At 42.3% G+C, this 26,278-nt stretch carries 15 protein-coding genes and 1 tRNA gene; 9 read left to right on the top strand and 7 right to left on the bottom strand.

All coding sequences use genetic code 11. The features are described from left to right. Nucleotides 1-482: 482 nt before the first annotated feature. The gene (rtxA, locus tag ACGF49_RS06395) at nucleotides 483-11,048 is read left to right on the top strand and encodes an MARTX multifunctional-autoprocessing repeats-in-toxin holotoxin RtxA (RefSeq protein WP_387490176.1); all 10,566 of its coding nucleotides are present in this window, start codon (nucleotides 483-485) and stop codon (nucleotides 11,046-11,048) included. A gap of 122 nt (nucleotides 11,049-11,170) precedes the next feature. Here the strand turns inward: rtxA and ACGF49_RS06390 are convergent, their stop codons facing one another. Further along, a complete protein-coding gene (locus tag ACGF49_RS06390; RefSeq protein ID WP_228902596.1) occupies nucleotides 11,171-11,425 on the bottom strand; it encodes a Txe/YoeB family addiction module toxin in 255 nt (84 codons plus the stop codon). Further along, the gene (gene yefM / locus ACGF49_RS06385; RefSeq protein WP_228902595.1) at nucleotides 11,425-11,679 is read right to left on the bottom strand and encodes a YoeB-YefM toxin-antitoxin system antitoxin YefM; all 255 of its coding nucleotides are present in this window, start codon (nucleotides 11,677-11,679) and stop codon (nucleotides 11,425-11,427) included. Before yefM ends, ACGF49_RS06390 begins: the two co-directional genes overlap by 1 nt. Before the next feature lie 524 nt (nucleotides 11,680-12,203). On the opposite strand from yefM, the gene ACGF49_RS06380 reads away from it, so the two are divergent. The 3 genes from ACGF49_RS06380 (at nucleotide 12,204) to ACGF49_RS06370 (ending at nucleotide 14,558) form a co-directional block, all read left to right on the top strand. Beyond that, a complete protein-coding gene (locus ACGF49_RS06380; protein ID WP_387490171.1) occupies nucleotides 12,204-12,782 on the top strand; it encodes a transposase in 579 nt (192 codons plus the stop codon). A gap of 257 nt (nucleotides 12,783-13,039) precedes the next feature. Next, on the top strand, nucleotides 13,040-14,092 hold the full coding sequence (locus ACGF49_RS06375; RefSeq protein ID WP_271867456.1) for a fucose-binding lectin II: 1,053 nt from the start codon (nucleotides 13,040-13,042) through the stop codon (nucleotides 14,090-14,092). Nucleotides 14,093-14,165: 73 nt separating this feature from the next. Further along, on the top strand, nucleotides 14,166-14,558 hold the full coding sequence (locus ACGF49_RS06370; RefSeq protein WP_387490168.1) for a hypothetical protein: 393 nt from the start codon (nucleotides 14,166-14,168) through the stop codon (nucleotides 14,556-14,558). 60 nt (nucleotides 14,559-14,618) lie between these two features. On the opposite strand, the gene vapC is transcribed toward ACGF49_RS06370, so the two are convergent. Further along, nucleotides 14,619-15,023 carry a tRNA(fMet)-specific endonuclease VapC gene (gene vapC, locus ACGF49_RS06365; RefSeq protein WP_228903131.1) on the bottom strand — a complete coding sequence of 135 codons (405 nt, stop codon included), beginning with the start codon at nucleotides 15,021-15,023 and terminating at the stop codon, nucleotides 14,619-14,621. Beyond that, a complete protein-coding gene (vapB, locus tag ACGF49_RS06360; protein WP_267479207.1) occupies nucleotides 15,016-15,258 on the bottom strand; it encodes a type II toxin-antitoxin system VapB family antitoxin in 243 nt (80 codons plus the stop codon). The genes vapC and vapB overlap by 8 nt, the downstream gene beginning before the upstream one ends. A gap of 414 nt (nucleotides 15,259-15,672) precedes the next feature. On the opposite strand from vapB, the gene ACGF49_RS06355 reads away from it, so the two are divergent. Then, nucleotides 15,673-16,689, top strand: coding sequence for a formamidase (locus ACGF49_RS06355; RefSeq protein ID WP_271859152.1), 1,017 nt, complete (start codon nucleotides 15,673-15,675; stop codon nucleotides 16,687-16,689). Between the two features lie 128 nt (nucleotides 16,690-16,817). Here the strand turns inward: ACGF49_RS06355 and ybfF are convergent, their stop codons facing one another. Continuing rightward, a complete protein-coding gene (ybfF, locus tag ACGF49_RS06350) occupies nucleotides 16,818-17,609 on the bottom strand; it encodes an esterase (RefSeq protein ID WP_113041733.1) in 792 nt (263 codons plus the stop codon). A gap of 461 nt (nucleotides 17,610-18,070) precedes the next feature. On the opposite strand from ybfF, the gene ACGF49_RS06345 reads away from it, so the two are divergent. Then, entirely contained in the window at nucleotides 18,071-19,324 is a 1,254-nt protein-coding gene (locus tag ACGF49_RS06345; protein ID WP_113041734.1) for a dicarboxylate/amino acid:cation symporter, read from the top strand. A 230-nt stretch (nucleotides 19,325-19,554) separates the two neighbouring features. Here ACGF49_RS06345 and ACGF49_RS06340 read toward each other — a convergent pair. After that, a tRNA-Arg gene (locus ACGF49_RS06340) sits at nucleotides 19,555-19,629 on the bottom strand. A 189-nt stretch (nucleotides 19,630-19,818) separates the two neighbouring features. Here ACGF49_RS06340 and mlaA point away from each other — a divergent pair. Then, nucleotides 19,819-20,571, top strand: coding sequence for a phospholipid-binding lipoprotein MlaA (mlaA, locus tag ACGF49_RS06335; protein WP_228901112.1), 753 nt, complete (start codon nucleotides 19,819-19,821; stop codon nucleotides 20,569-20,571). 77 nt (nucleotides 20,572-20,648) lie between these two features. Here the strand turns inward: mlaA and fadL are convergent, their stop codons facing one another. Next, nucleotides 20,649-21,977 carry a long-chain fatty acid transporter FadL gene (gene fadL / locus ACGF49_RS06330; protein WP_113041736.1) on the bottom strand — a complete coding sequence of 443 codons (1,329 nt, stop codon included), beginning with the start codon at nucleotides 21,975-21,977 and terminating at the stop codon, nucleotides 20,649-20,651. A 582-nt stretch (nucleotides 21,978-22,559) separates the two neighbouring features. On the opposite strand from fadL, the gene fadI reads away from it, so the two are divergent. Then, on the top strand, nucleotides 22,560-23,870 hold the full coding sequence (fadI, locus tag ACGF49_RS06325) for an acetyl-CoA C-acyltransferase FadI (protein ID WP_113041737.1): 1,311 nt from the start codon (nucleotides 22,560-22,562) through the stop codon (nucleotides 23,868-23,870). Further along, nucleotides 23,870-26,053, top strand: a complete 2,184-nt coding sequence (gene fadJ / locus ACGF49_RS06320; protein ID WP_271866017.1) for a fatty acid oxidation complex subunit alpha FadJ — start codon at nucleotides 23,870-23,872, stop codon at nucleotides 26,051-26,053. Before fadI ends, fadJ begins: the two co-directional genes overlap by 1 nt. Nucleotides 26,054-26,278: the final 225 nt, after the last annotated feature.

Genomic DNA, 26,278 nt, shown 5'->3' with positions numbered 1-26,278 from the left:
AGACTTTCTTATGCATTAATATTGATTTTGAGTTTTTGCTCTATATTATTTTATTCTGATTATTCATTTAACCGTATTTTTAGATATATAAGTCCATTATGTCTCTGAGCTTAGGGTTTTTGCTTCACTATATATTTTATAATCTTTTTGAGTAAATTTCTTGTTGAGGAAGAAATATGTCTAAAAAATTCGAACAAATCACTTCTGATATCAGTTATAACAAAGGCGTTTTTTTTCATTATTTCGTTGATTAGAAAGAAAACAATCAATGGAGTAATAACTCAATAGAGTTAGAATAATCTACCTAATTAGACATAATTATATAAATAATGCCTGGGTGATGGCTGTCATTATATTTTTTTACCGTGGGAAGAACGGTGGATTTGCTCTGTCCATGGAAAACTAGATTCTCAAAACCGCTGCTGTATCTGCCAGATGCAGTGGTTTTCTATTTAACCTCAGTTTAAATTAAGGGATTGTTTATGGGAAAATCATCAAACCGCAGTACAGAATATTTCTTTACTGGAAAATATTACGATGATGATGATGGCAATAATATTGTTGCCATTGGTGTCGGAGGGGTTATTTATGCCAAAGGAGGAGATGATCGTATTATCCTCGGGTCAATTGGAGCAACAGTTTATGCCGATTCTGGCAATAAGATAGTCGATGGTAGCGCCGGATATTTAAAAGTAGTGGATAAGGAAGGTAATCTGGCTGTACATGGCGCTGCGGGTTATTCGGGTATTGATAAAAGTGGTAATGGTAATATTTCATTTACTGGTGCGGCAGGGGGTGTTTTTATGGATCATCGGGGTGACCACGGTGATCTCAATTTCTCAGGAGCAGCGGCTTATAATGGCCTGAATCGCAAAGGACAATCCGGTAATGTGACTTTTAACGGTGTTGGTGGTTATAACGAATTATGGCATGAAACGAATCAAGGTAATTTAAATTTTGCCGGCGCTGGTGCCGGTAATAAAATTGACCGTACCTGGTATGATCACTATGAGAAAAGCCACGGTGATGTGAAATTTGACGGTGGGGGAGCAGCGAATAGTATTAGTTCGTGGGTTGAAAGTGGCAATATTAATTTCACAGGTGCCGGGGCTGATAACCACATTATACGTAAAGGTAAAGAAGGCAATATTATTTTGCATGGCGCCGGGGCATCAAACCGTATTGAGCGTTTGCGCCAAAGTCAAGATCAATATGGACAGACGCACGGTAATATCGAATTTGAAGGGGCAGGGGGTTATAACCGGATCTATTCTGATGTCGCACATGGTGATATTACTTTCGATGGTGCCGGTGCTTACAATGAAATATCAAGAATCGGCGCAGATAGCGGTTCTCGTGATGGCGCTCTGGAATATGCTAAAGCCGAAGAGATTGTGTTAACGACAGCGACAATGGGAGGAAGTTGGATTCAGCAATCCCAACAAGTAACAGGTATTAAATCAACTATCGAGCCTGACACTTATCTCTTTGCATTTGCCGATGAAATGTACACTAAGATTAGTAAAGTCCAACTCAGAAATGATCCTGAAACCGGTAAGCTCAATTATTACGCCACTTCTTGGTATAAACAGGGAAATCACCTTAAGAATCTTACTACGGAGAATATCTCTTCAAGCAATGGATTTACTGATATAGGCATCAATGGTGGTTACCGTCTCTCTAATTTAATCTTCGAACATCATCACCCCGTTATTATTCAACATACTGTTGAAGAAGATTTGCAGGAGAACCAGTGGGTGACTTATGCCGGTGGAACCAATGCCCGAGCAGGAGATGTCACGTTAATTGATGCCAAGATGCATGGGCATGCAATCCATTCTGGTGGTTTGATATTAGATGTTTCAGCGGTGAAATCGAACAGTCAACCGAACACTTATATTTATGCCAAGTATGTTGAGTCATATACCAAAGTGGTGATGGTTGAATTGGCGAATAATCCTGAAACCGGCGCACTGCAATATTATGCCAGTGCGTGGTACAAAGCGGGTGATCATACCGGTAATCTGGCTGCTGAAGATTTTTCATTCAAAAATGGTTATCGCTCAATGGATATAGGCGGATATTTGCTAACTAATCTGCAATATAAAGTGAATTCAGTATGCCGTGTTTCTGAGCACTTAGCACATACCGAAGAGTACAGTCATCAGGAGCTGGTGAACTTATCCGCCGATATGGGTGACAGCGCCGGTGACATTAATTTCAAGGGCATGGGGGGCGGTAATGTCATTACCTCCAGTGTCATACGCGGCAACGTCAATTTTGAAGGCGCTGGTGCTGCCAATGTGATTGTGAAACGTGGGGAACAGGGCAATCTGACATTCCGGGGCGCAGGTCTGGCAAACGTATTGGTTCATCAAAGCCAGCGTGGAGAAATGGATGTTTACGCTGGCGGTGCGGCAAACGTATTGGTTCGAATCGGTGATGGGCGGTATTTGGCTCATCTTTTGGCGATGGGTAATATTTCGATTCATCAAGGTAATGGCGATAGCCGAGTTATCATGTTTGGGGGGTACAACACCCATAGCCAAATAGGTAATGCTAACGCTAATTGGTTAGGTGCCGGCGGTTTTAATGTGATGACCCAAACAGGTAAAGGGAAGGTTTCCTCGGTACTGGTGGGTGGCGCTAATGTGCTGACTAAGCTTGGTGCCGGTGATTTGGTTGCCGGTATGCTTGGTGGCGCGAACATTATCACGCATCTCAACGATGATGAAATATCAGGCACTACGGCGGTTGCATTAGGCGGCGCCAATATTCTGACGAAAAAGGGCAGAGGAAGTGCTATTGCGCTGATGGGTGGTGGCGCCAATGTGTTTACTCACATTGGCAATGGAAATATGACGGGGGTGATGTTAGGTGGCGCTAATATCTTGACCAAAATCGAAAATGGTGACACCACGGGTATCATGCTCGGTATAGGTAATGTGCTGACTCATGTCGGTGGCAATCAGACTCTGGGCGTTATGGGAGCCGCAGGCAATGTCTTTACCAAAGTGGGTAATGGAACGGCGATTGCGGCCATGATTGGCGCGGGCAATATCTTTACCTATGTTGGTCGCGGTGATGCATGGGGGTTGATGGGAGGCTTGGGGAATGTTTTTACCAGAGTGGGGGATGGTAAGGCGCTGGCATTGATGATCGCTGCCGGCAATGTGTTTACTCACATTGGTGATGAAATGAGTGTTGCCTTGATGTTGGCGAAAGGCAATATCGCCACCAAAGTGGGTAACGGCATGACGCTGGCAGCCATGATCGGTGAGGCTAATGTGATGACCCATATTGGTCATGGCTCAACCTTTGCCGCGATGATCGGGCAGGGCAATATTCTGACGAAAGCGGGCAATGATTTGGCGCTCGGTTTGATGATTGGTGAGGCCAATATCTATTCGCATGTAGGTAATGGCACCAGTATTGGCTTGTTTGCCGGCGAGCTGAATGTAATGACCAGGGTTGGTGATGGTACAACATTGGCGGCAATGTTTGGTCGAGCCAATATCATGACGCATTCCGGCAATGGCTTAACGGGGGTTTTAGCGTTAGGAGAGGCAAATATTGTCACCAAAGTGGGTGATGATTTTATGGGGGTGGTTGCGGCAGCGAAGTCGAATGTCATCACTCATAAGGGATCATCAACTACTGCTGCCGTGTTATTCGGTAAGGGCAATATTCTAACGAAGGTAGGGGACGGGACAACAGTCGGTTTACTTATTTCCGATGTGGGTAACATCATGACCCATGTCGGTCATGGCGTGACGGTGGGGTTTGCCAAAGGAAAAGCCAATATCATTACCAAAGTGGGGAGTGGTATCGGCGTTAATGTTGTTTGGGGGGATGCTAATATCCTGACTCAGGTTGGTAATGGCAACCGTTATAACTTCGCGAAAGGTAAAGCGAATATCATTACCAAAGTGGGTAATGCGCAGGAAATCACGGTTGTTCAAGGTGATGCCAATATCATTACCCATGTGGGGCTAGGTGATGATTATACCGGCGCTTGGGGCAAATCTAATGTGATTACCAAGGTCGGTGATGGGCGCAATGTCGTGCTTGCCAAAGCTGATGCCAACATTGTGACTCAGGTCGGTAACGGTGACAGCTTTAATGCCTTGTGGAGTAAAGGAAATATTGTCACTAAAGTGGGTGACGGTATGCAGGTTACTGTGGCAAAAGGCAGAGCCAATATCACGACTACGGTGGGGAATGGTTTAAGTGTCACCGCGACGCATGGCGATTTTAATGTCAATACCAACGTGGGGGATGGTGTTTCCGTTAACACCGTGTGGGGTGAATATAACGTTAATACTAAAGTCGGGCATGGTCTCAATGTTGCGATCATGAAAGGTAAAGGCAATGCCAATATTCATGTTGGTGATGGCTTGGGGATTAACGCTTCTTATGCACGTAATAATGTGGCGATTAAGGTGGGTAATGGTGATTTCTACACGCTTTCTATTGCAGAAAGCGACACGCAAAGTAATAACCTCCCCTTACTGTTTAAAAATATTAAACAGACTGTGTTAAATGTGGAAGGTAGCTACGCGATTAACTATCTGATTCACGGTAATGAGGAGAATACTTCTGGAACCCTTAAGGGCCGAGGGGCGATTAGTTTAACCGAAGTTTCTGCTATTGATGGTTTCCAGATGAATGCCATTGATAAAGTTGGTTCGGATCTGCGTGATAAATTAAGTGGCACGGTAACACAGGTGGAGACTCCTGATACTGAGGCTATCCAGAATGCCTTGCATATTGGAGACAAGGTTGATTCGACTCAGAGTGAATCATCATCACAAGCTGACGCTGTTATTAAACATGCAAAACAGGACGGAGCTGCGCAAAATGCGTTAAGTGATAAAGAGAAAGCAGAGGAAAATCGCCGTATTCTGGAACAAGAGCGGGATGATCAACTGAAAATAATTTCAAAATCACAATTCCAATTGGAATCAACGGATCAAAATGCGCTGAAGACCAATGGACAAGTACAGCGTGATGCAATAAGTGGAGAAGAGCGAGCAGTAATGAAGGAACTGTTCTCCATGACTCAACGTCTGGATGCGCTTAATGGCTATGGGAATTACGCTGGTCAATCGGGTGATGAGTGGCGTGACCGGTTTGCTGCGGGATATTTGGACCGTACTCAGGAGAAATTAGATGACACTAAATTTATTTCACAGAAAAAATTAGCGGGTTTACAGCCGAGCCTTATTGATAACCAACAACAAGTAAAAAATGCAATTGGCAAATCAGAAGCAGGTTTAAAGCAAGGTTATCAGAATATCAAGAACGCAGACGACAATATTGAAGATGCGCGTACAAGCGCGAAATCAAGACAGAAAGAAGCAGATTTACAACATCTGCGGGCAGTAAAAGCGGAAAGTGATGCCTATGCCGTGTATGAAGAAGCGAAACAACGCGGTGAACATGATAGTTCGGTAGCGAAAAATAAAGCCGCTCAGGTACAGGCTGATGCAAAAGGTGCGAAACAGGCTGGTGATGCAAAACCCGATCGTAGCGGAGCGACCGGCAGTGGCTTGTCTGGAAAAGCGTATATACCAATCGACGTAGTGAAACCGAAAAGTCATATCAATCCTGAATCTAAAACGGAAGCTAATGGCTGGAACAGTGAAGATCTAACGCTAACAGCTACAGATTTGGCGGCATTGAGTAGTGCGCAACAGGCGATTAATCGGCTACAGATCAACAGGAGTATTCGCGCAGAAAATGTTGGTGCTTCGATCATTTCCCTGTTTACCGGAACGTCATCCGATAGGGTTGTGGAACCTATCTCGAATCAACCTGGAAAGTTAACCAAAAAAGCACCTGTCATTTCGGGTATCAATTTGCAAGGATTGGGGCAAACGGCTGGTGGAGATAGCCTTAAATCTCATTCTTCCATCCTGAGAGAGTTTGAGCCTTTCTTGCTGAGTCAGGGTGACAAACGGTTTATTGATTCGACGAAAAGATATCTTGGTCAGATAAATACCGATCGGCCCAGTAAGGCGCTGGTGGCCATGCGTCAGGCTTTCAACAATGCGGTTGAACAACCTGATGAGCAGCATGTGTTGCAGCTTGAGCAAGCGCTTGCTCATTGGCAACAGCGTAATCCCAATGAATTTGCCAAGCGTGGCCGATTAGTCAAAAGCCTGCGTTTTGAGATGGGAGAATTGGTTGCCTACCTTCAAGCAAAAAGAGCTGAATCAGCCGGGATTTTAGGCGTTAGCTTATCGCCTGACCATGTTGCACGGTTTGACCAACAGGTATCCTTTGATGGCTTCGGGCGGGTGGTAGGTTTGAAAGGTGATATCGCGCAAAGCGAAATTAATCGTCTTACTGATTTACAAATCAAGCCATTGACCCAGATTAACTCTGCGGCGGAACGGGAAGCGCCTAAAACTGAAAGTGAAAGCTTCATCGTTTTCGTTAGCCGATTGCAACAAGAAGCGATTCCCGAAGGTATGCCGTTAGTTGAACGAGCCAAAAACCTTTGGCTTAGCGGACAGGTAACACGACGGGAAACCATTAAGCTATTTGAGGATGCGGTTGCCCAGTTGCAGGCACATCCTGAATTACACATGCTAGCTCAGCAGTTACTGGCTGATGCCCGTAAGGAAAAGGCGACTGGACAATATATTGATAACCTGTTTAGCCGCCATTTTGATTCTGAATTGGCCCATGAATTGGTGAAAACAGCGCCACAGGATGCCATGACCACTTCCAGGCAGACAGGACAATTTTTGGTAGAGAAATTTGAACAGTGGATAGGGGGTTTTTATCCTGATGTCGCCGAGCGTGAAAAGATTATTGCTAAAAAGATGGCCGGTTTTGCCAGGGCCATTAATAAGGACTTTCGTCCCTGGTTTAGTCGAGTGCCTGAATTGACAACGTTCCTGGACAAACCGACTTTTGCCAATTTCAAAACCATGATGACTCAGGTTAATGATGGTTTTGCTGTGATTAAGGTACCATTTCTGGCAGTAAAAATGGCCATTACCCCAGGAATGGGGATGGAGCGTGCGGAGTGGAAGGTGAAAGGGGATCGCTTCTATGAGGAGGTTATCACCAAGGCCCGTTCGACCAGTAGTCAACTGACTAGCGGGGCTGATATCACGTATGAAGTTGAAGTAACCGAAAAGCAGACCAAAGATTATGGTACGGCGTTGCCCTACCAGCCTGCCAATAACAAGTATGATGACTTTTTATATGGCAGAAAGGTTGCTGCGGGTCGAATTTTGGTCCCCGGACGGGAAACGAGATTTGAGCATAATGCGTTAGCGCAAGGCCACTCTGTGGTAACGGGGGCTTCTGGCTCGACCAATATCATGGTTCACCTCAATAACTATATTGCTAGTGAACAGCCTACTTTCTCGGCCAGACAGAGCTATCTCAACACGCTGGCGTTTCTGGTATTTGATGGTGGTCATTCTGTCAACGAAAGTCTGGCGGTTTATCAGGCACTACAGGTAACCGGTGATGGACAACGCAAGCAGTTGCTAAATAGCTACACTACCAATTATAGGGAGCTGGTGGATATTGCCGGTGCAGAAGGCAAAGTGTGGATAAGTCAGGCGCTGGATAACGCGTTCCAAGAAACTGGGGAATTCTATCAAAAACATGCCAGGGTGAAGCCACAAAGTCGTCCAGCGGTGGAAGAGTTAGATGGGTTATCGGGGAAGAATAAGAGGTCAGATCCTACTATCATCGGCGATCCTCATCAGGATCAGAAAATGAGCAGGCCACTCGGTGACTGGCAAATAGAGACGGTGATGCCACAAGCTGATGGCCGTGAAACTCGCTTTGATGGTCAGATGATTATCCAAATGGAGGATGATCCGATCGTCGCTAAAGCCGCGGCCAATCTGGCGGGTAAACATTCAGATTCTAGCGTAGTGGTTCAACTTGACTCTAGTGGTAAATATCGTGTGGTTTATGGCGATCTTGCCAGATTATCCGGTAAGTTACGTTGGCAGATTGTCGGTCATGGCCGTGAGACGTCGGAACAAAATAACATTCGTCTGAGTGGTTACACCGCTGATGAATTGGCGACCAGATTAACGCGGTTTTATCAGGACGTTAATCAGGGTAAAAGCATAACTCACAAACCTGATCACATCAGTATTGTGGGCTGTTCTTTGATAAGTGATGACAAACGGGATGGCTTTGCTCGTCGTTTTATTACTGTGTTAGATAAGCAAGGCATTCGCAGTGATGTTTCCGCTCGCAGTAGTGAAGTGGCTGTTGATGCCAGTGGACGCAAATTTACCCGTGATCAAAATAACCAATGGGTTAACAATTTGCCTGATAATAAAATCGTATTGAGTTGGAATAACCAAAATGAGTTGATCACGCATACCGAGCTAGTTCGCCGTGGTATTGCCGAAAGTGATATTAACTTCTCCAGGGTAGGACATACCGAAGCTGATACCGTTATTAAAGGAGCGATCGCGGGTAACGTTGAACAATTTGTTAAACCAAACAAACGTAAAAATACGATTCAAATTGATGCCAATGAGAAAGCGAATAATCAGCTCAGTTACTCCGGTAATATCCAAGTGAATGTGGGAGATGGGGAGTTTACCGCACTCAATTGGGGAACCTCGAACGTTGGTATCAAAGTGGGTAGCGGTGGTTTTAAATCACTGGCCTTCGGTGATAACAATGTGATGGTACACATCGGTAATGGTGACAGTAAACAGAGCTTCGATATTGCAGGCTACCAGGCGCTTGAAGGGGCGCAAATGTTTATCGGTAATCGTAATGTCAGTTTTAATCAGGGCCGTAGTAATGACCTGATTGTGATGATGGATAAATACATTCCAACGCCGCCGTTGGTTAATCCGTTTGATGGTGCTGCGCGTATTGCTCACGTACTGCAAGGGATTGCCGGTTCCAGTGCGGATCAAGATTGGTTGGTGGCGCAAGATCAACAGTGGACCATCGCTGGTGCGAAGAGGTTTGTGGAGGATATGTCAGGTTTGGACCAAACCAGCAATGTGGACTACAACACATTGATTGATCTGGATTCGCAACATGAACGTAGCAGCCGTGGTTTGAAATACGATGCCGAATTAACTCTGAACAAGAAGTTTAATCAGTGGCTAGGGGAACATGGTGAGGGTGCTGATATGGGCAAAATAAGTCGCATGGATCAGTTTCGTCAGGCCAATCGGAAACTGGCTTTCAACTTTGCTGTTGGCGGGCGTGGCGCTGATATTCAGGTGACAACCGGTAACTGGAACCTGATGTTCGGTGACCATATTCAGTCGATTTTGGATACCAATCTGGGTTCATTGTTTGGTCTGATGACGCAACAATATTCAGCCACGGGCATGGCGAAGACCACCTTTACCTATAATCCACAAGACTTGCCGCGTCAGCTCAAGAATAAACTGATTGGCCGATTAGCGAGTGTAAATGCAGATACCACCTTAGCGGATATTTTTGGCGTGAACTACACCGCAGAGGGGAAAATTATTTCCTATACAGGTGAATCGGTTGATGGTGAGGCAATTCTGCAAGAGATGTTGGAAGTGATAGGGGAATTTAGTGGTGATCAACTGCAAACTTTCACCAATCCAGAAAAGTTACTTGATAGCCTGGAGGCGGGTATTGATATGGGCGAGGAGGGTATCAGGTCATTTGCGGAGAGCCATGGTTTGAAAGAGAAAGCGCCCAATGAGCGTCAGGAATCAGGATCTTCGGTGAGTATCAATGGAGAAAATGCTCAGACCAATAATAAACCCAAGCCTGCATTTGGTTTTAATTCGCTTAACTTACCTAATTTATTTGCGACGATGTTCAGCGAAGAGAAGCAGCGAGAGATGAAATCGTTAGTGGTTAACCTGAAAGAAAACCTGACGACAGATCTGCTTAATATGGAAGAAAAAACGTTTGATTTCCTGCGTAGCAGCGGTCATCTGCAAGGGGATGGCGATATCCACGTATCGTTGGGGAACTATAACTTCAACTGGGGCGGTGACGGTAAAGATCTTGGTGCCTATCTGGGCGATAACAATAATTTCTGGGGTGGTCGTGGTAGTGATGTCTATTACTCGCTAGGTACCTCCAATATTTTTTCAGGTGGTGAAGGCAATGACTTGGGCGTCCTGATGGGGCGTGAAAACTGGATGTTTGGCGGTAAGGGGGATGATACCGCAGTGGTGGCCGGGCGGATTAACCATGTCTTTATGGGGGAAGGCAATGACCAGACATTTGTCTTTGGTGAAGGCGGTTTTATTGATGCGGGTAACGGGCAGGATTACGTTGTCACCTCCGGCAACTATAACCGGGTGGATACTGGGGAAGGTCAGGATTATACGGTGATCATCGGCAATAATAATCAGGCCGAACTGGGAGGAGGCGACGATTTTGCCAGAGTATTTGGTAATGACAACCGGATTGATGGTTACTCCGGCAATGATGCGATTAAGCTGATGGGCTACCATGCGGTGATTAAGGGTGGCGAAGGTGATGATCATCTGATAGCCGCCGCTATTTCGAAGTTCAGCCAGTTTGATGGCGGTGAAGGTCAGGATCTGCTGGTGTTAGGCGGGTATCAGAACAATTTCCGGGGCGGTGCAGGTGTGGATAGCTTTGTGGTCAGCGAAGAAGTGATTGATAACCGAGTGAGCGATATTAACGCAGAAGATATGATCTTGTTTAACGGTGTTGACTGGCGAAACCTGTGGTTTCAGCGTAGCGGGTATGATCTGGTGCTGTCAGTGAATCGCCATACTCAGGACACCACCGCTCAGGGGAAATTTGAATCGGTAGGTTCGGTTACCTTTAATGATTACTTTAATGGCAATCGCGCCAAATTGGTGGCTTGGATGAGCGATGAGGAGGCATCAGGCGAACGTGAATTTACGGCACTGTCAGATAATGCCGTGGATTCCCTGATCCAGGCAATGAGTGGCTTTGCTCCGGCAGTGGGTGATAATGGTTTTATTGCGGGTTTGGACAGTCAGGCGAAAGTGGCTATCGCAACGGCGTGGACCGATGTCACGATTGGTAAGGGGAAATTTGTTTAACAGCAGCAATTTTAGTATTGCGTAAATTCAGGCTCGGCTTTTTCGGTTGGAAGGTGTGCAATTCATCCTGACACCATCCCCAATAAAAAGCCGAGTGGGCTATGACGCTCCATTACACTGCGTTAGTAGTGATAGCGGCATTGTGCTATTAATAATTCATCATTCTCAACAGAGTATACTAACCTCTGTTCCTCAGTAATACGCCTTGACCAGAATCCGGTAAAATTGTGTTTAAGCGGTTCAGGTTTACCAATACCTGTAAATGGCTGTCTTTTTATATCTTTGATTAATTTGTTAATACGCTTCAATATCGCTCGGTCAGTTTGTTGCCAATAAAGATAATCTTCCCAGGCGTTATCTGAAAAAGTTACTTTCATCAGTCTAAATCCAATTCCTTGGCCTTCCCTTTCCCGGTTCTTAACTGAGAGATAGATTCCATAAGGCGATTCGCGTTGGTTGGTGATCTCATCAAATAAGCTGTTTCTTGCAAAGATTCGAAATCAGCTAATGACATAAGTACACAACTTTCGCCATTTTTACGAGTGATAATCACTGGGCTACAATCGTTCACGACATTTATCATCGTTTTAGAAAAATTTTGTCTTGCTTCTGAGTAAGTTAACACTTTCATTTATCCCACCTATGTCAAGAAATGACCTGAAAAATACAACGAAATACCTATTAATAGTACAACATATTGTACGATTGTTTTTGTATCTTGCAAGCTTGTGAGTTCGTAATTTGTGATAACCGAGCTATAGCGGTCATTATGATCAGATTGATCTGGAGCCCTTTGTTCAACCCATTGATAAGAAGACGAGATCCTGCTCCTATTTCAACGATGGATATCGGTAATGAGTGGCTTAAAGTCAAGAAAGTCTTGCCCTGATAATTCCATTAACTATCATTCCGGCTGAAAATAATGCCATTTTAACGTCATGACAGGGGGTAGGTTTGTATTAAATAGAATCGAAATTAACTATTTCAAATGGTTATTATGCTAATAACACATTATCTATTTTGAATTAATATTAATTAGTGAAAATATATTTTTGGTATTTTCATAAAGATGAATAAATAATTGATCATAATTAGTGAAACGTTATATCTTATGTGAAAGAAAGAAGTTTTCTGCGTTAAGTATTGTTTTTAATTTTGGTTTTATTTTATCATGCGGAGAAAGACCTGTATATTTGCCCGACCAATGACAGGTTACTTCATGTCAGTATAGTAAGACCGTCCGAAAAAAGCTGTGAGCATCGGGTCTATACCGGAGTAAATTGTGCCGATTGCCCGGAAAAAGAAAAGTGTACTCAGGCGAAAAAGGGCAGAAAAATTAAACATTACCCGGAAGATGACGTGCGCGATAAACTGCGTTCACAGGTGGACAAACCGGAGTCAAAGCGGATATTGAGTCAAAGAAAAGTCATGGTCGAACCTGTATTTTCCGCCTTACGGGGTATCCAGGGACTGGAGCGCTTTCGGCGTAGAGGTTTATCGGCAGTCAGAGTGGAATTTACCTTGCACGCCATAGCGTATAACTTATCAAGGGCAGTTGCTCTGATATTAGGGATTATTTTTAGCCTGTTATCCATACAAATAACAGGCTGCCCAAAGTCAGTGATTGAATTTAACTTGATGCTTGAAAAAGTGACCTTAACCTTTTGCGACACCCTCTTTAGGCGGGGAGCAGTCACTTCCCTCCTTAAACAAACATATGAAAATATAGAATAATAACTTTCTTCTTGTTTATATATTCTTATCCCTAGCATATGTTTAGTTTTTTTCCATAAAATCAATGGGATTAAATCAGTTAATGATTTATTAATTTATAAGATTGAATTTTATTTCTCAACTGTATTAATTTATGCAGTGTAAAATATATGACAGATTTAAATTGAAAATTCTTGAATCGTTATTGTTATCTGGCAGATGAAAATTTGAAAAATTCAGAATAACAAGTAGTGAAAATATAATAAATGAATAATGTAATGAATACAGATACTTATTTATTTCTTAGTACAGAGAACACCAAATATAGTGAACAATTATATGCAGCATATACCGATTATCCCCAGCCTATTAATAAAAATTGGCCTAACCTTCCTACCGATTTCCAAAGACATATTGATGATGTGATTAATTTTAATGGTTATTTGTATTTTTTCAAAGGATCACAGTATCTTAAATTTGATATAGCAAAAGAACAGGTGAGTGATGGACCAAAACCCATCGTGGAGGGATGGCCTGGATTGAAAGGTACTGAATTTGAAAATGGAATAGATGCCGCTACAGAATTAATGGATATAAAAAAAACCAATTTGACAGATGTTGTTTGCTTTTTTAAAGACGGTGATTGTATCGATTATACAGTAAGTTCACATACAATTCATCAGAATAGCATTGCGACCAGATGGAAGATGGCTGGGAAATACGTAGGATTCGCTGAAAATCTGGATGCTGCTGTTTTATGGCGAACCAGAGGGCATCATTTTATTTATTTTTTCAAAGGAAACTCCAATACCCGATTTAATTTGGAGTTGAATGCTATTGATCATGAGCTGCTTTCTATTCAAACCAATTGGAAAGGAGTCACTTTCAAAAAAGTTCAAGCGGCGGTATCGGTTGATACCGATTTATTAGGCAGTGATCGAGGCAATGACAGAGGGGGAAGTTGTGGTGGAGAATGCGGTATTAATGATACCGGTAAACACTGTTTCCAATTACCCTACAGTATAAGATTTGGTTTGGCCGCTTATGTTAATACGGACATCCATCAACAAATCATAAAAATATATATTGACGACCTTCTGGTAGATATATTAACTAGAAAAGGGACAGATAATGTCATTGGCATCAAAACTTATACATCAGGTAAAGGGAAAGTCTGTATTGAAATTGAGGGAGATAATAAGCCTTGTAAACTTCGTTATGCTTATAACACATTTGACGGAAAACCAGGGATAGCCGTTATCGGTGCAGAAAATGGCACCAACAATAATTATAACGATAGTGTGGTGGTATTAAATTGGCCATTAGTGTGAGTTAAGAATGTTTTAGGTAATAATATAAATAACATCGATGAAACTATTAACAATTTTTTAGGTGGAAATGAAAATGGTAAAAATAATCTCATTTATAGTTTTTTTGCTTCCTTTTGCTTCCTTTTGCTTCCTTTTGCTTCCTTTTGCTGCGTTTGCTGGAAATCCATTAGTTGCAGTTTGCGATGGTGAATTTATTAAAGAAACCCGTATAGATAGCGTAAGTTACTCATCAAACTGGCTAGGACAGGGACCCGGTGTGAATGTTAAAGTTAATGGTGTTTGGTACGGGAAATTAATGTCTGATAACGCAGATAAATTTACTTCAGCACTGAATGATGCCTATTTGAATAGAGTTGTTGTGAATGTTTGTACTCAAAGCGGCTACTTGCGAGAATTTGAGTTCCAACCTTTGGATTCTGGGAAGCAATTATCTAAAGAGAAAATAAACGGAATTCGGGTTAAGTAATAACAAACTCTCATAAAATCTTGCCCCGGCTAACACAGGGGCAGATTTTGCTTAGTGCTGTCAACCTAGTGTCCAATCTTCCACTCTCAATCCATCGATTCTATTGAATTCTTTTGTGTTATTGGTAACAACTATCAACCCCTTGCTTCTTGCATGCCCTGCAATATGCAGATCGTTATCTCCGATCCGTTTTCCGATTTTTTCTAGTGATGCACGAATATTTCCATAGTGAAATGCGGCGTGTTCGTCATAAGGAAGAATAGTTAATCGAGAAATAAAATCTTCTATAATCGCCAAATTTCTCTCAGGATTTCCACTTTTTTCAGCCCCAAAAATCAGTTCTGCTAACGTGATCGTAGAAATAGCCATGTGGTCTGTATTCTTATTGAATTTAGGCAGAATGGATTGAGGGCGCTTTTTTATCGTGAAAATCACGATATTAGTATCAAGCAGATACTTAATCATCGAAAGATTCTCTTTCACTTGTTACTTGATCAGGACGTTCAGGTAAAAAATCGTCAGTTACAGATTGATCAGACAGGAAAAAACTATCCCATGTATTTTGTACGGGCGCAATAATTCGTTCCTTGCCTCTTGACCTAACAGTAACTTCTTTTACATTATCAGGGAAACGGAGATCTGCGGGTAACCTCACATTCTGAGTTCGGTTGCTCATAAAAACTTTACTTTGATATATCATGGCACACCTCTTTAATTATTGCTATATATCACGAGTATATAGCATAAAATCAAATATAGGAAAGGTCTATGGTGACTGCTGATGGTTAACATGCTGTAAAGGCCAAACAGATTGTTTGGGATCTTTTTATAACTCCTCATATTGCTTAAACCGGATTGAGTTCCTTCAAAGTGTTCGACTATTTTGCAAAGTTATTCAGGACAAATTAACCCTAATATTAATAACGGTACTCTTTACTACAAAGTTATTAATTTTTTTATTTAATGTTACAGATCGCATTTTTGTGAACAAAAGAGACGCTATTATGCATTAGTGAAATCGCTTAACGACGGGTAAAGATAACGTTCTATTTGTCTGTATAACGATGAAACTTGTCATTCAATTTTAATAACTACTATTCATTCAGAGGTCTTTATGGGCAGTACCGGAAGTGTCAGTGCGTGGGATGAAGCGTTATTAATTGCCGCTATTCAATATCCTGTTCCTATTATTAAGGGGCCTGAAGATATTCAGGTTCAAGTGCAGCAGATCTGTAAAACAATCGATTCAACTAAAGCCGGTTATCCTGACTTGGATTTTATTGTATTTCCTGAATATTCCGCTCAGGGATTAAATACCAAGATCTGGACTTATGATGAAATGTTATTATCGCTGGACGGTCCAGAAGTTGACTGTTTTCGTCGAGCTTGTATTCGCAACGATATCTGGGGTGTGTTTTCAGTAATGGAACATAATGAAGATCCGTCGCAGCCACCTTATAACACTGCGATAATTATTAACAGCAACGGTGAGATTGTATTGCATTACCGCAAGTTGCAGCCTTGGGTGCCGATTGAACCCTGGATGCCGGGTAATTTGGGCATGCCGGTTTGTGAGGGGCCTAAAGGTTCAAAGCTGGCGGTGTGTATTTGTCACGATGGTATGTTTCCAGAATTGGCGCGCGAAGCTGCCTATAAAGGCTGTAACGTTTTTATCCGTATTTCCGGTTATTCTACCCAAGTCAACGACCAATGGATCTGGACTAATCGCACTAATGCTTGGCAGAACTTAATGTATACCGTATCGGTTAATCTGGCAGGCTACGATGAGGTATTTTATTATTTCGGTGAAGGTACGATTTGTAATTATGACGGTAACATTATCCAGCAAGGGCAGCGTAATCCGTGGGAAATTGTCACTGCTGAGCTGTTCCCGCGTTTGGCGGATAAGGCTCGTGAGAACTGGGCGTTAGAGAACAGTATTTTTAATCTTGGTTGTCGAGGTTATGTTGGTAAACCTGGAGGAGAGAGAGCTAATTATTTGACTTGGGTGCGTGATTTAGCAAACGGTGAATATAAACTACCTTGGGATGAAAATATCCGTATTCGTGATGGCTGGAAATATTATCCAGAAGGTGTGAAATTGGGGCCATTACCGAAAATTGATAAGTAAGCTGAGAGGCTGATATTGATGGGCTACCATGCAGTCATCAACGGTGGAGAAGGCGATGATCACTTGATAGCCGCGGCGATTTCGAAGTTCAGTGAGTTTGATACTTTTATCGCTAATTAACCGGTTTCCTACATTAATTCCGTATTGGTATTAAGAAAACGATGAATTGCCTTTAACACTGCGTCTGGTTTTTCTGCGTGAACCCAGTGATCGCAACCAGCGATAACCCAAGCTTTGGCTTGTGGAAATTGTCTGGTGATATCATTCCGGTACTCTTCCTGGACATAAGAGGAAAGGCTGCCACGAATAAACAGGGCAGGGCGAGGCCATGTAGGGATTTCTTGCCAGCCGATGATCTTTTCATACTGGTTAATTAATACCGGTAAATTGAATTTCCATTCCCCCTGATGGAATGATTTCAGTAAAAACTGAATGACACTTTCTTCCTGAATATTTTCTCGCATAATCTTAGCAGCGTCTTGACGGGATTTAACTCCGGCTTCTGTCACTTTGTTCAGTGCGGTAAAAATTTGGTCATGACGGCGAATCTGATAGGCAACGGGAGCTATATCAATAAGAATAATTTTTTCTATCCGCTCTGGTGCTAATGCGGTCATTGCCATCGCGATCTTACCGCCCATTGAATGACCAATAATAAGGGTGGACTGAATTTGCAGATGATCCAGCAGGGAAATAACATCTTGTGCCATATCGTGGTAATCCATGTTATTTGCCCGTGGAGATAGACCATGATTGCGTACATCGACTTGAATGACGGGATAGTATTGCTGCAAATCACGAGCCAAAACCCCAAGATTATTGAGATCACCGAATAACCCATGGATTAATACCACAGGGGTAGAAGAGAGCGGGTTTTCCGGTATCTGCATATGGTAATTTAACGGGTTGTCTAATTTCATGATGAGAATTGTTTTCTTTCAGGTATTGATATCATGCCGTGTATATTGTTGCTTAAATTATAAAAAAGCAACCAGGCTGTACAATTATAGTTAATAATCTCTTATGATTACATCGTTCTCAAAATGTTCATGTATCAAAAACTTGTTAATTTTTTTTATGGTAATACTTAATGGATTGAAAAATAAACGTTATTCGAGTAAATAATATTTTTAAATGGAAAGTTTTAAATAACTTGTGAGATGATTATTGGTTCAATCATCTTAGTGAGGTTATTGATTGTGTGTTTATGTGATCTGTATCTTAAAAAATTGTGTGTTAATTTTAATTTTTTGTGAAAAAATAATGAAAATTTGCTTTATGTTTTATTAAATAAAGGTATAAAGTACATTTAACAAAAACTACATCGTTCTAATAAGAATAAATAGAATCTGATTTATACTATGGATTAGGGAATTAAGAAGTGAAGAAAAATTTACTAAAGAGTCTTTATTTTCAAGTTTTGCTCGCAATAACTATCGGTATACTTCTGGGGCATTTCTATCCAGAGCTTGGTACAGAAATGAAGCCATTAGGTGATGGATTTGTTAAATTAATCAAAATGGTTATTGCTCCTGTTATTTTCTGTACGGTTGTAACCGGCATTGCAGGTATGGAAAGTATGAAAGCTGTTGGTAAAACGGGTGCTATTGCACTGGTGTATTTTGAAATAGTTAGCACAATTGCTTTGATTATTGGGCTAATTGTTGTCAATGTTATGCAGCCTGGCGCTGGGATGAATATTGATCCCTCTACGTTAGATGTTAAAGCGGTATCCCTATATGCGGAGAAGGCTGCTGAACAAGGGATAATAGCATTTTTACTTGATGTTATTCCTGCCAGTGTCATTGGGGCGTTTGCCAGTGGTAATATTTTGCAGGTCTTATTATTTGCTGTGTTATTTGGTTTTGCACTTCATCGTTTAGGAGAGAAAGGGAAATCAATCTTTAATATTATTGATGGTTTTTCGCATGTTATTTTCGGTATCATCAATATGATAATGCGATTGGCTCCTTTAGGCGCTTTTGGTGCAATGGCATTTACCATCGGTAAATATGGTATTGGTACGTTGGTACAATTAGGACAATTAATAGTTTGCTTTTATATCACCTGTATTCTTTTTGTCATATTTGTTTTAGGGACAATTGCAAAAGCGACAGGATTTAGTATATTCCGGTTTATTAATTACATTAAAGAAGAGTTATTAATTGTATTGGGAACATCATCTTCTGAATCTGCATTGCCACGTATGTTAGATAAAATGGAGAAAGTGGGATGCCAGAAATCTGTTGTTGGATTGGTGATACCGACGGGATATTCCTTTAATCTGGATGGTACCTCCATTTACCTGACAATGGCTGCGGTATTTATTGCTCAAGCAACAAATACTCATATGGATATTGTGCATCAAATAACGCTATTGGTTGTATTACTTTTATCTTCTAAAGGTGCTGCTGGCGTAACAGGTAGTGGGTTTATTGTATTAGCTGCGACAATTTCTGCTGTTGGGCATTTACCACTAGCAGGGCTGGCATTAATACTGGGAATAGATCGTTTCATGTCAGAAGCCAGAGCTTTAACGAATCTAATTGGTAATGGTGTTGCGACGATTGTGGTCGCGAAACGTTGTCGTCAGCTTGATGAAGGCAAATTACACGAAGTGCTAAATGCCAAATAAGTAAGTTTTTATCTATTCGATGACCAATTAATAAAACAATGCCGGCCTTGTGTCGGCATGAATTCTAATCAATGAAGACCAGCAGCAATTCATACTATTCTCCCGCTGATATGCATACAGTGTGACTATTACCCCCGCGTTAGAGCTTATTCCAATTTAGTTCGATTTAGTATGATTGCTTGCTGTTATTGGGTTTTTAGTGGATTTGTTTAGGTGGGTTTAGTTTAGGGTGGCGTCCCCTGCTGGAATCGAACCAGCAATTAGCCCTTAGGAGGGGCTTGTTATATCCATTTAACTAAGGGGACGTAGCTTTATTATAACGGCTTTTCATTCATAATATAAGGCGTTATAAACTGTTTGCCTATTTAATGATCGCTTGAATTGAGTACCATTCAAGTTGGATTGTCAGTAATATTTACTTTATTGATGATCATCGGCGAGTCGAGCAACAAACTGATTTGCCGGATCTAGAAGGTTATTATTTGGAGAGATGTATGAAGTATCGTTTGGGCGGAATCGCTCTTACAGCTGTATTACTCGTGGGATGTGCTAATTCATCTGATACTGTTGAACAGGGGCGTTCAGACCCATTGGAAGGTTTTAACCGTACAATGTTCAACTTTAATTATGATGTTCTTGACCCTTATGTTTTACGTCCAGTCGCGGTAGCGTGGCACGATTATGTGCCGATGCCCGCTCGAAATGGTTTGGGTAATTTCCTGAGTAATCTCGAAGAGCCGGCTAGTATGGTAAACAGTTTCTTGCGTGGTAACCCATATCAGGGGATGAAACATTTTAATCGTTTTTTCCTGAATACCATTTTGGGTATGGGGGGGCTGATTGATGTTGCAACGATGGCAAACCCTAAATTGGCAAAAGAAGAGCCAAAACGCTTTGGGAGTACCCTAGGCTATTATAAGGTGGGATATGGTCCTTATGTTGTATTACCGGGCTATGGCAGTTTCACCCTACGTGATGAAGGGGGAAATTGGGCGGATATGACTTATCCAATGCTGAGTTATCTGACTATTTGGATGTCAGCCGGCAAGTGGGCATTTGAAGGTATTGAAACCCGTGCTCGTTTACTGGATTCTGATGGCTTGTTGAAGAACTCATCAGATCCTTATTTGATGATGCGTGAGGCTTATTTCCAGAGCCATGATTTTATGGCAAGCGGTGGTAAGCTGGAAGCCACGAAAAATCCGAATGCGGAAGCATTACAGGATGATTTGGATAGTATTGATTGATAGTCGTTATTTGATTGTTAACTTTGTAGATAAAAAAGGATAGCAGTGGAGCTATCCTTTTTTAGGGCTGCATATTATTAGAATGCGTAGTTGAAGTTCACACCGTAAAGCCAAGCAGAACCTTTAGCTTCGAATTCATATGGTACGTTAGTTGGATCAGATTTGTTTTCAGATAATCTCTCTTTGACAGTGACTTTCTGACCATGCATATAAGAAACACCTACATCAACAGAAGCATCTTTGTTAAATGCGTAAGTTGCACCCGCGCTCAGCCAGAAACGATCTTGATCTGGAATAGAGATAGAACGGTTTTCTGCAGGGATCGGGCTGTCATCAAAGGCGATACCCGTGCGGAATGTCCAATTGTCATCGTGATAATAAGTTGTACCTAAAGCGATACGGTAGGCATCTTTGAAGCCTTCATGTTTACTAAACAGGACGGAGCCGTCTTTTTTGCTAGTCCCTTTCAGTTCGTCAAACTCACTCCACCCTGCATACGCCAGGCTATAGTGGATAGCCCATTTAGGTGCTACACGGTTATAACCAGAAACTTCCCAGATATCTGGCAGCTTGAGATCCAATTTACCGCCAATGGTTTGACCGCCGGTAGCAGGTAAATGCACTCCCGCTTTTTCCATCATTTTACCTACCTGAACAGGTACGTCATTCTTATAATCACCGTCTTTAAACTTAATTTTAACTTTAGAACGGTAAGTCAAGCTGTAACGGTTATTTTCATCCACTTCATACATGATGCCGGCGTTCCAGCCATAACCCCAATCTTTGCCTTCTAGGTTAGCAACTTCATCTGTTGGGTTTATGGCGCCTCGCAGTTTCTGCGACAGAATACCTGCATGACGGACAATTTTTGCATCCGCATAAACAGCGTTCAGCCCTAAACCAAAGCTAAAGTGATCATTCAGACGATAAGCACCGCTCAGATTGAAGTTCAACGTTGTCAGGTCAGTTTTACCGCCGATGGGGCCTGCTTCATAGTTATTGCTAAAATTGGTTGCCAGGCCGAAATTGGTGGTGACCGAAGTACCAACAAACCATTGATCATCGATTGGCATAATGAAATGTAGGTTAGGTATCCAAGCGGTAGGAGCAATATTTTTAGCGTTAGTACTTTTGCCCGTTATTGGGGATTTACCGGTAATGTCAACATCAGGGTTGATATAGACAGCACCAATGGAAAATGATGGGCGATCAAACAGCGTCATTGCTGCTGGGTTACGACTTCCTACCGTTGCGTTATCAGCAACAACGCCTTCCCCGGAAAAAGCACGGCCCAAAGCCGAAGTAGAAAATTCATTTAACTGGAAACCAGCAGCGCCAGCATTCGATGAAATTATTGCCACTGCAACCGCTAATGCTGAACGGGTGAACAGGTTTTTCTGGTTCATAACCAAAACCCTCTTGTTTATTATTTAACTATGCCACTTATCTTAGCAAGGAGCGCAGGATTGTAGGGTCGGTTTGTCTCAATGACAAATCAGACCAGTTGTGAAGTATAGGTCTGATAACAGTTGGTGTTGCAAGGATGTTTTTAAAATATTACCAAGTTGATATCAAAAACGCGACTCAGTTAACAAAAAAATGATTTTTGATATTAATAAAAACGTTTAAAAATGATTTTTTAAGATCAAATTTCGGCAGATAAATATATTTTAAGAGGTAGAACGAGTTTTCCGGTAGTTAAGAGAGATAAGATATTAAAATTCATTATGAATATTTGAGTAATGAAATTATGACTGATGTAATAAGCCAATTTCGCACAAAAGCTTGCGAACATGTTCGAATAAGCATTGAAACCATTTAGCTATTAAATAAATTAAAGTTGCGCTTCCTCTCATTTTTGGTTTATTCAGGTTTGCTATTTATAAACATTACGCTAACAATGATCTGTCAGGTCAGACCTGTCCAGGTTGGTTGAAGAGTTTTTTCAGTAATTTGATTCAGTTAACGATAATCTTTCAGGAGCCGTTATGAGTCGTCCTTTAACACAAGTGACACATCAAGGTGATCGTATCGCCATTGTCAGTGGGCTACGCATTCCATTTGCTAAACAGGCAACATCGTATCACGACATACCGGCTGTGGATTTGGGTAAATTAGTCGTCAGCGAACTTGTGACAAGGAGTGGTTTACTCCCTGAAAAGATTGACCAACTGGTGTTTGGGCAAGTAGTGCAAATGCCTGAAGCGCCGAATATTGCCCGTGAAATCGTTCTCGGTACTGGGTTAAGTGTGAGTACTGATGCTTACAGTGTATCCCGTGCATGTGCCACTAGTTTCCAGGCGATTGCTAATGTGGCTGAAAGCATTATGGCTGGCACGGTGAATATCGGGATTGCTGGTGGAGCAGATTCCTCGTCTGTATTGCCGATTGGTGTGACTAAATCCTTGGCTCGTACTCTGGTTGAGATGAATAAGGCTAAAACGCTATCGCAACGTCTTAAGTTATTTAGCCGCCTTAAATTTCGTGATTTATTGCCTGTATCTCCGGCGGTAGCGGAATATTCGACAGGTCTGCGTATGGGAGATACCGCGGAACAGATGGCGAAGACTTACCGTATCAGTCGAGAAGATCAGGATGCATTAGCACATCGCTCCCATATTCTGGCAGCAAAAGCTTGGGAACAGGGATTGTTGGTTGATGAAGTCATGACAGCTCACTTCCCTCCATACCGTGAAGCATTGCTTGAAGATAATAATATTCGTAAAAATTCTGTATTGACCTCTTATGCGAAGCTGCGTCCGGCATTTGACCGTAAGTACGGCACGGTCACTGCTGCAAACAGTACACCGCTGACGGATGGTGCAGCGGCGGTCATATTGATGAGTGAATCAGTGGCTAAGGCGTTGGGAATAAAACCGCTTGGTTATCTGCGTAGCTATGCATTCTCAGCCATTGATGTCTGGCAAGATATGTTATTAGGGCCGTCATACGCCACGCCAATAGCGCTCGATCGTGCAGGTATTACACTGAAAGATCTAACTTTAATCGATATGCATGAAGCTTTTGCGGCTCAGACACTAGCAAACCTGAAAATGTTTGCCAGTGATGAATTTGCTCGTAATAAATTAGGGCGTGCTCAGGCAATTGGTGAAGTCGATATGGACAAATTTAATGTCTTAGGGGGTTCAATCGCTTATGGGCACCCATTTGCAGCAACAGGAGCTCGTATGGTGACGCAGGTATTGAATGAGTTGCGTCGTCGTGGCGGTGGCCTTGGGCTGACAACCGCTTGTGCTGCTGGCGGGTTGGGCACAGCTATGGTATTGGAGGTGGAATAATGACTCAGGCTCAGCATAATGCTGCACCCATCACTACGGGTACAAACCAAACTGCTTCTGTTTTCAGTTTTGATGTCAGGCCAGATAAGATCGGCATTATCACCATTAATGTACCGGGAGAAAAGGTAAATACGCTGAAAGCCGAGTTTGTTGATCAATTTCTGAATGTTTTCAAGCAAGCTCAGCAGTCTTCTGGTCTTAAAGGATTAATATTGATTTCCGGTAAGCCGGATACGTTTATTGCTGGTGCTGATATTTCTATGATTGCCGGATGTAAGACCAAAGAAGATGCGCGAGATTTGGCTGAAAAGGGTCAGAAACTATTTTCTCAGATAGCCAATTACCCCTTGCCTGTCGTAGCAGCAATTCATGGCGCTTGTTTGGGGGGCGGTTTGGAATTGGCGCTTGCATGTCATTGGCGTGTATGTTCACAGGATGATAAAACTCGTCTTGGATTACCGGAAGTTCAACTTGGGTTATTACCCGGCTCTGGTGGTACTCAGCGGTTGCCAAGGCTTATTGGTGTTAGTTCAGCGTTGGATATCATTCTGACAGGTAAACAGCTACGGGCGAAACAGGCATTACGGCTCGGATTGGTGGATGATGCTGTGCCGTTGGATATTCTGCTAGACATTGCTATCGAAAAAGTCAAAAAAGGTATTCCTGTGCGTAAGCCTTTGCCGTGGCAACAGCGGCTATTAGTTGGCCCCGTGGGAAGATACTTTTTGTTTAATATCGTTCGTAAAAAGACACTGGCGAAAACTCGTGGTCATTATCCTGCACCTGAACGAATTATTGAAGTTGTCAAAGAAGGTCTTGAAAAAGGCATGAGCCAGGGTTTACGGGCTGAGGCGGTGGCATTTGGTGAACTGGCAATGACACGGGAGTCTGCTGCTTTACGTAATCTGTTTTTTGCTGCAACTTCGTTGAAGAATGAAACGGGGTCATCAGAGAAGCCTGCGGAGATCAAGCGCGTTGGTATATTAGGTGGTGGTTTGATGGGCGGAGGCATTGCGAATGTAACAGCCACCCGTGGCAAACTACCGGTGCGGATTAAAGATATTAATGAAAAGGGCATTAGCCAGGTATTGAAATATACTTGGGATTTGTTGTCCAAGCGGGTGAAGCAAAAACGACTACGCCCGGCAGAGCGTGCTCAACAAATGATGCTAATTTCAGGAACAGTAGATTATCGTGGTTTCGCACAAACCGATATTGTTGTTGAAGCAGTGTTTGAGGATTTGCCACTAAAACAGCAAATGGTGGCAGAAATTGAAACAAATGCTAAACCAGAAACCATATTTGCATCTAATACATCTTCACTACCTATCCATCAGATTGCTGAAAAAGCCCAACGACCAGAGCAGGTTATTGGTCTGCATTATTTTAGTCCAGTGGATAAGATGCCGCTGGTGGAAGTTATTCCACATCAGGGGACCAGTGAGAAAACGATTGCTACAGCCGTTGCTTTGGTGAAGAAACAGGGTAAAACCGCTATCGTGGTAGGTGATAAAGCCGGGTTTTATGTAAACCGGATTCTTGTCCCTTATATTAGTGAAGCCGCGCATTGCCTGGTAGCAGGAGAACCTATCGACCATATCGATGGAGCACTGGTTAATTTTGGTTTTCCGGTAGGGCCGATTAATTTATTGGATGAAGTAGGTATTGATGTTGGCACCAAAATCATGCCGATTCTGGTAGAACAACTAGGTCCGCGTTTTGCTGCACCTGAGTCTCTCGATGCTGTACTGAAAGATGGTCGTAAGGGTAGGAAAAATGGCCGTGGTTTCTATTTATATGCCTCAAGGTCCAGAAAATTCTGGCAGTTTGGTAAGAAAGGCAAAAAAGTTGATAGCTCAGTTTATACCTTGCTAAATATAACACCTGAGTCGCACATGCTCTCGTCAGAAATTGCTCAACGTTGTGTGATGCTAATGCTTAATGAAGCTGTTCGTTGCTTGGATGAAGGCATTATCAGAAGTCCGCGTGATGGTGATATTGGGGCGGTATTTGGTATTGGTTTTCCGCCATTCTTTGGTGGTCCATTCCGTTATATTGATAGCCTTGGTTGTGCCAGAGTGGTGGAGATTCTGCGTAGGCTGGAAAGCCAGTATGGAGACAGATTTGTACCTTGTGAATGTTTAATAAAAATGGCTGAACAGAATAAAAGTTTTTATCCATAGTGGTGGCTTGTACTGTATTGATGAAAAGATGGATTCCGGCGCCGTGGGGCTCCGGAATTATATTAAGTGTTTTTGAATAAAAAAGATCTCTTTATAGGTTCAAACAATATCTATTGGGTTGTCGTTCAATCATTTTATTTGTTTTTGTTTTGAGTAGAATGCTTGTTCACCCTGTCTGAAATGTTTTTTGTAGAAACAATTTTTATTGTATAACTCAGAAGTAGG

Origin of the sequence: Photorhabdus sp. RM96S (assembly GCF_042879335.1) — a bacterium.
Classification (GTDB): domain Bacteria; phylum Pseudomonadota; class Gammaproteobacteria; order Enterobacterales; family Enterobacteriaceae; genus Photorhabdus; species Photorhabdus kayaii.
This window is presented reverse-complemented; position numbering and strand designations above follow the sequence as displayed.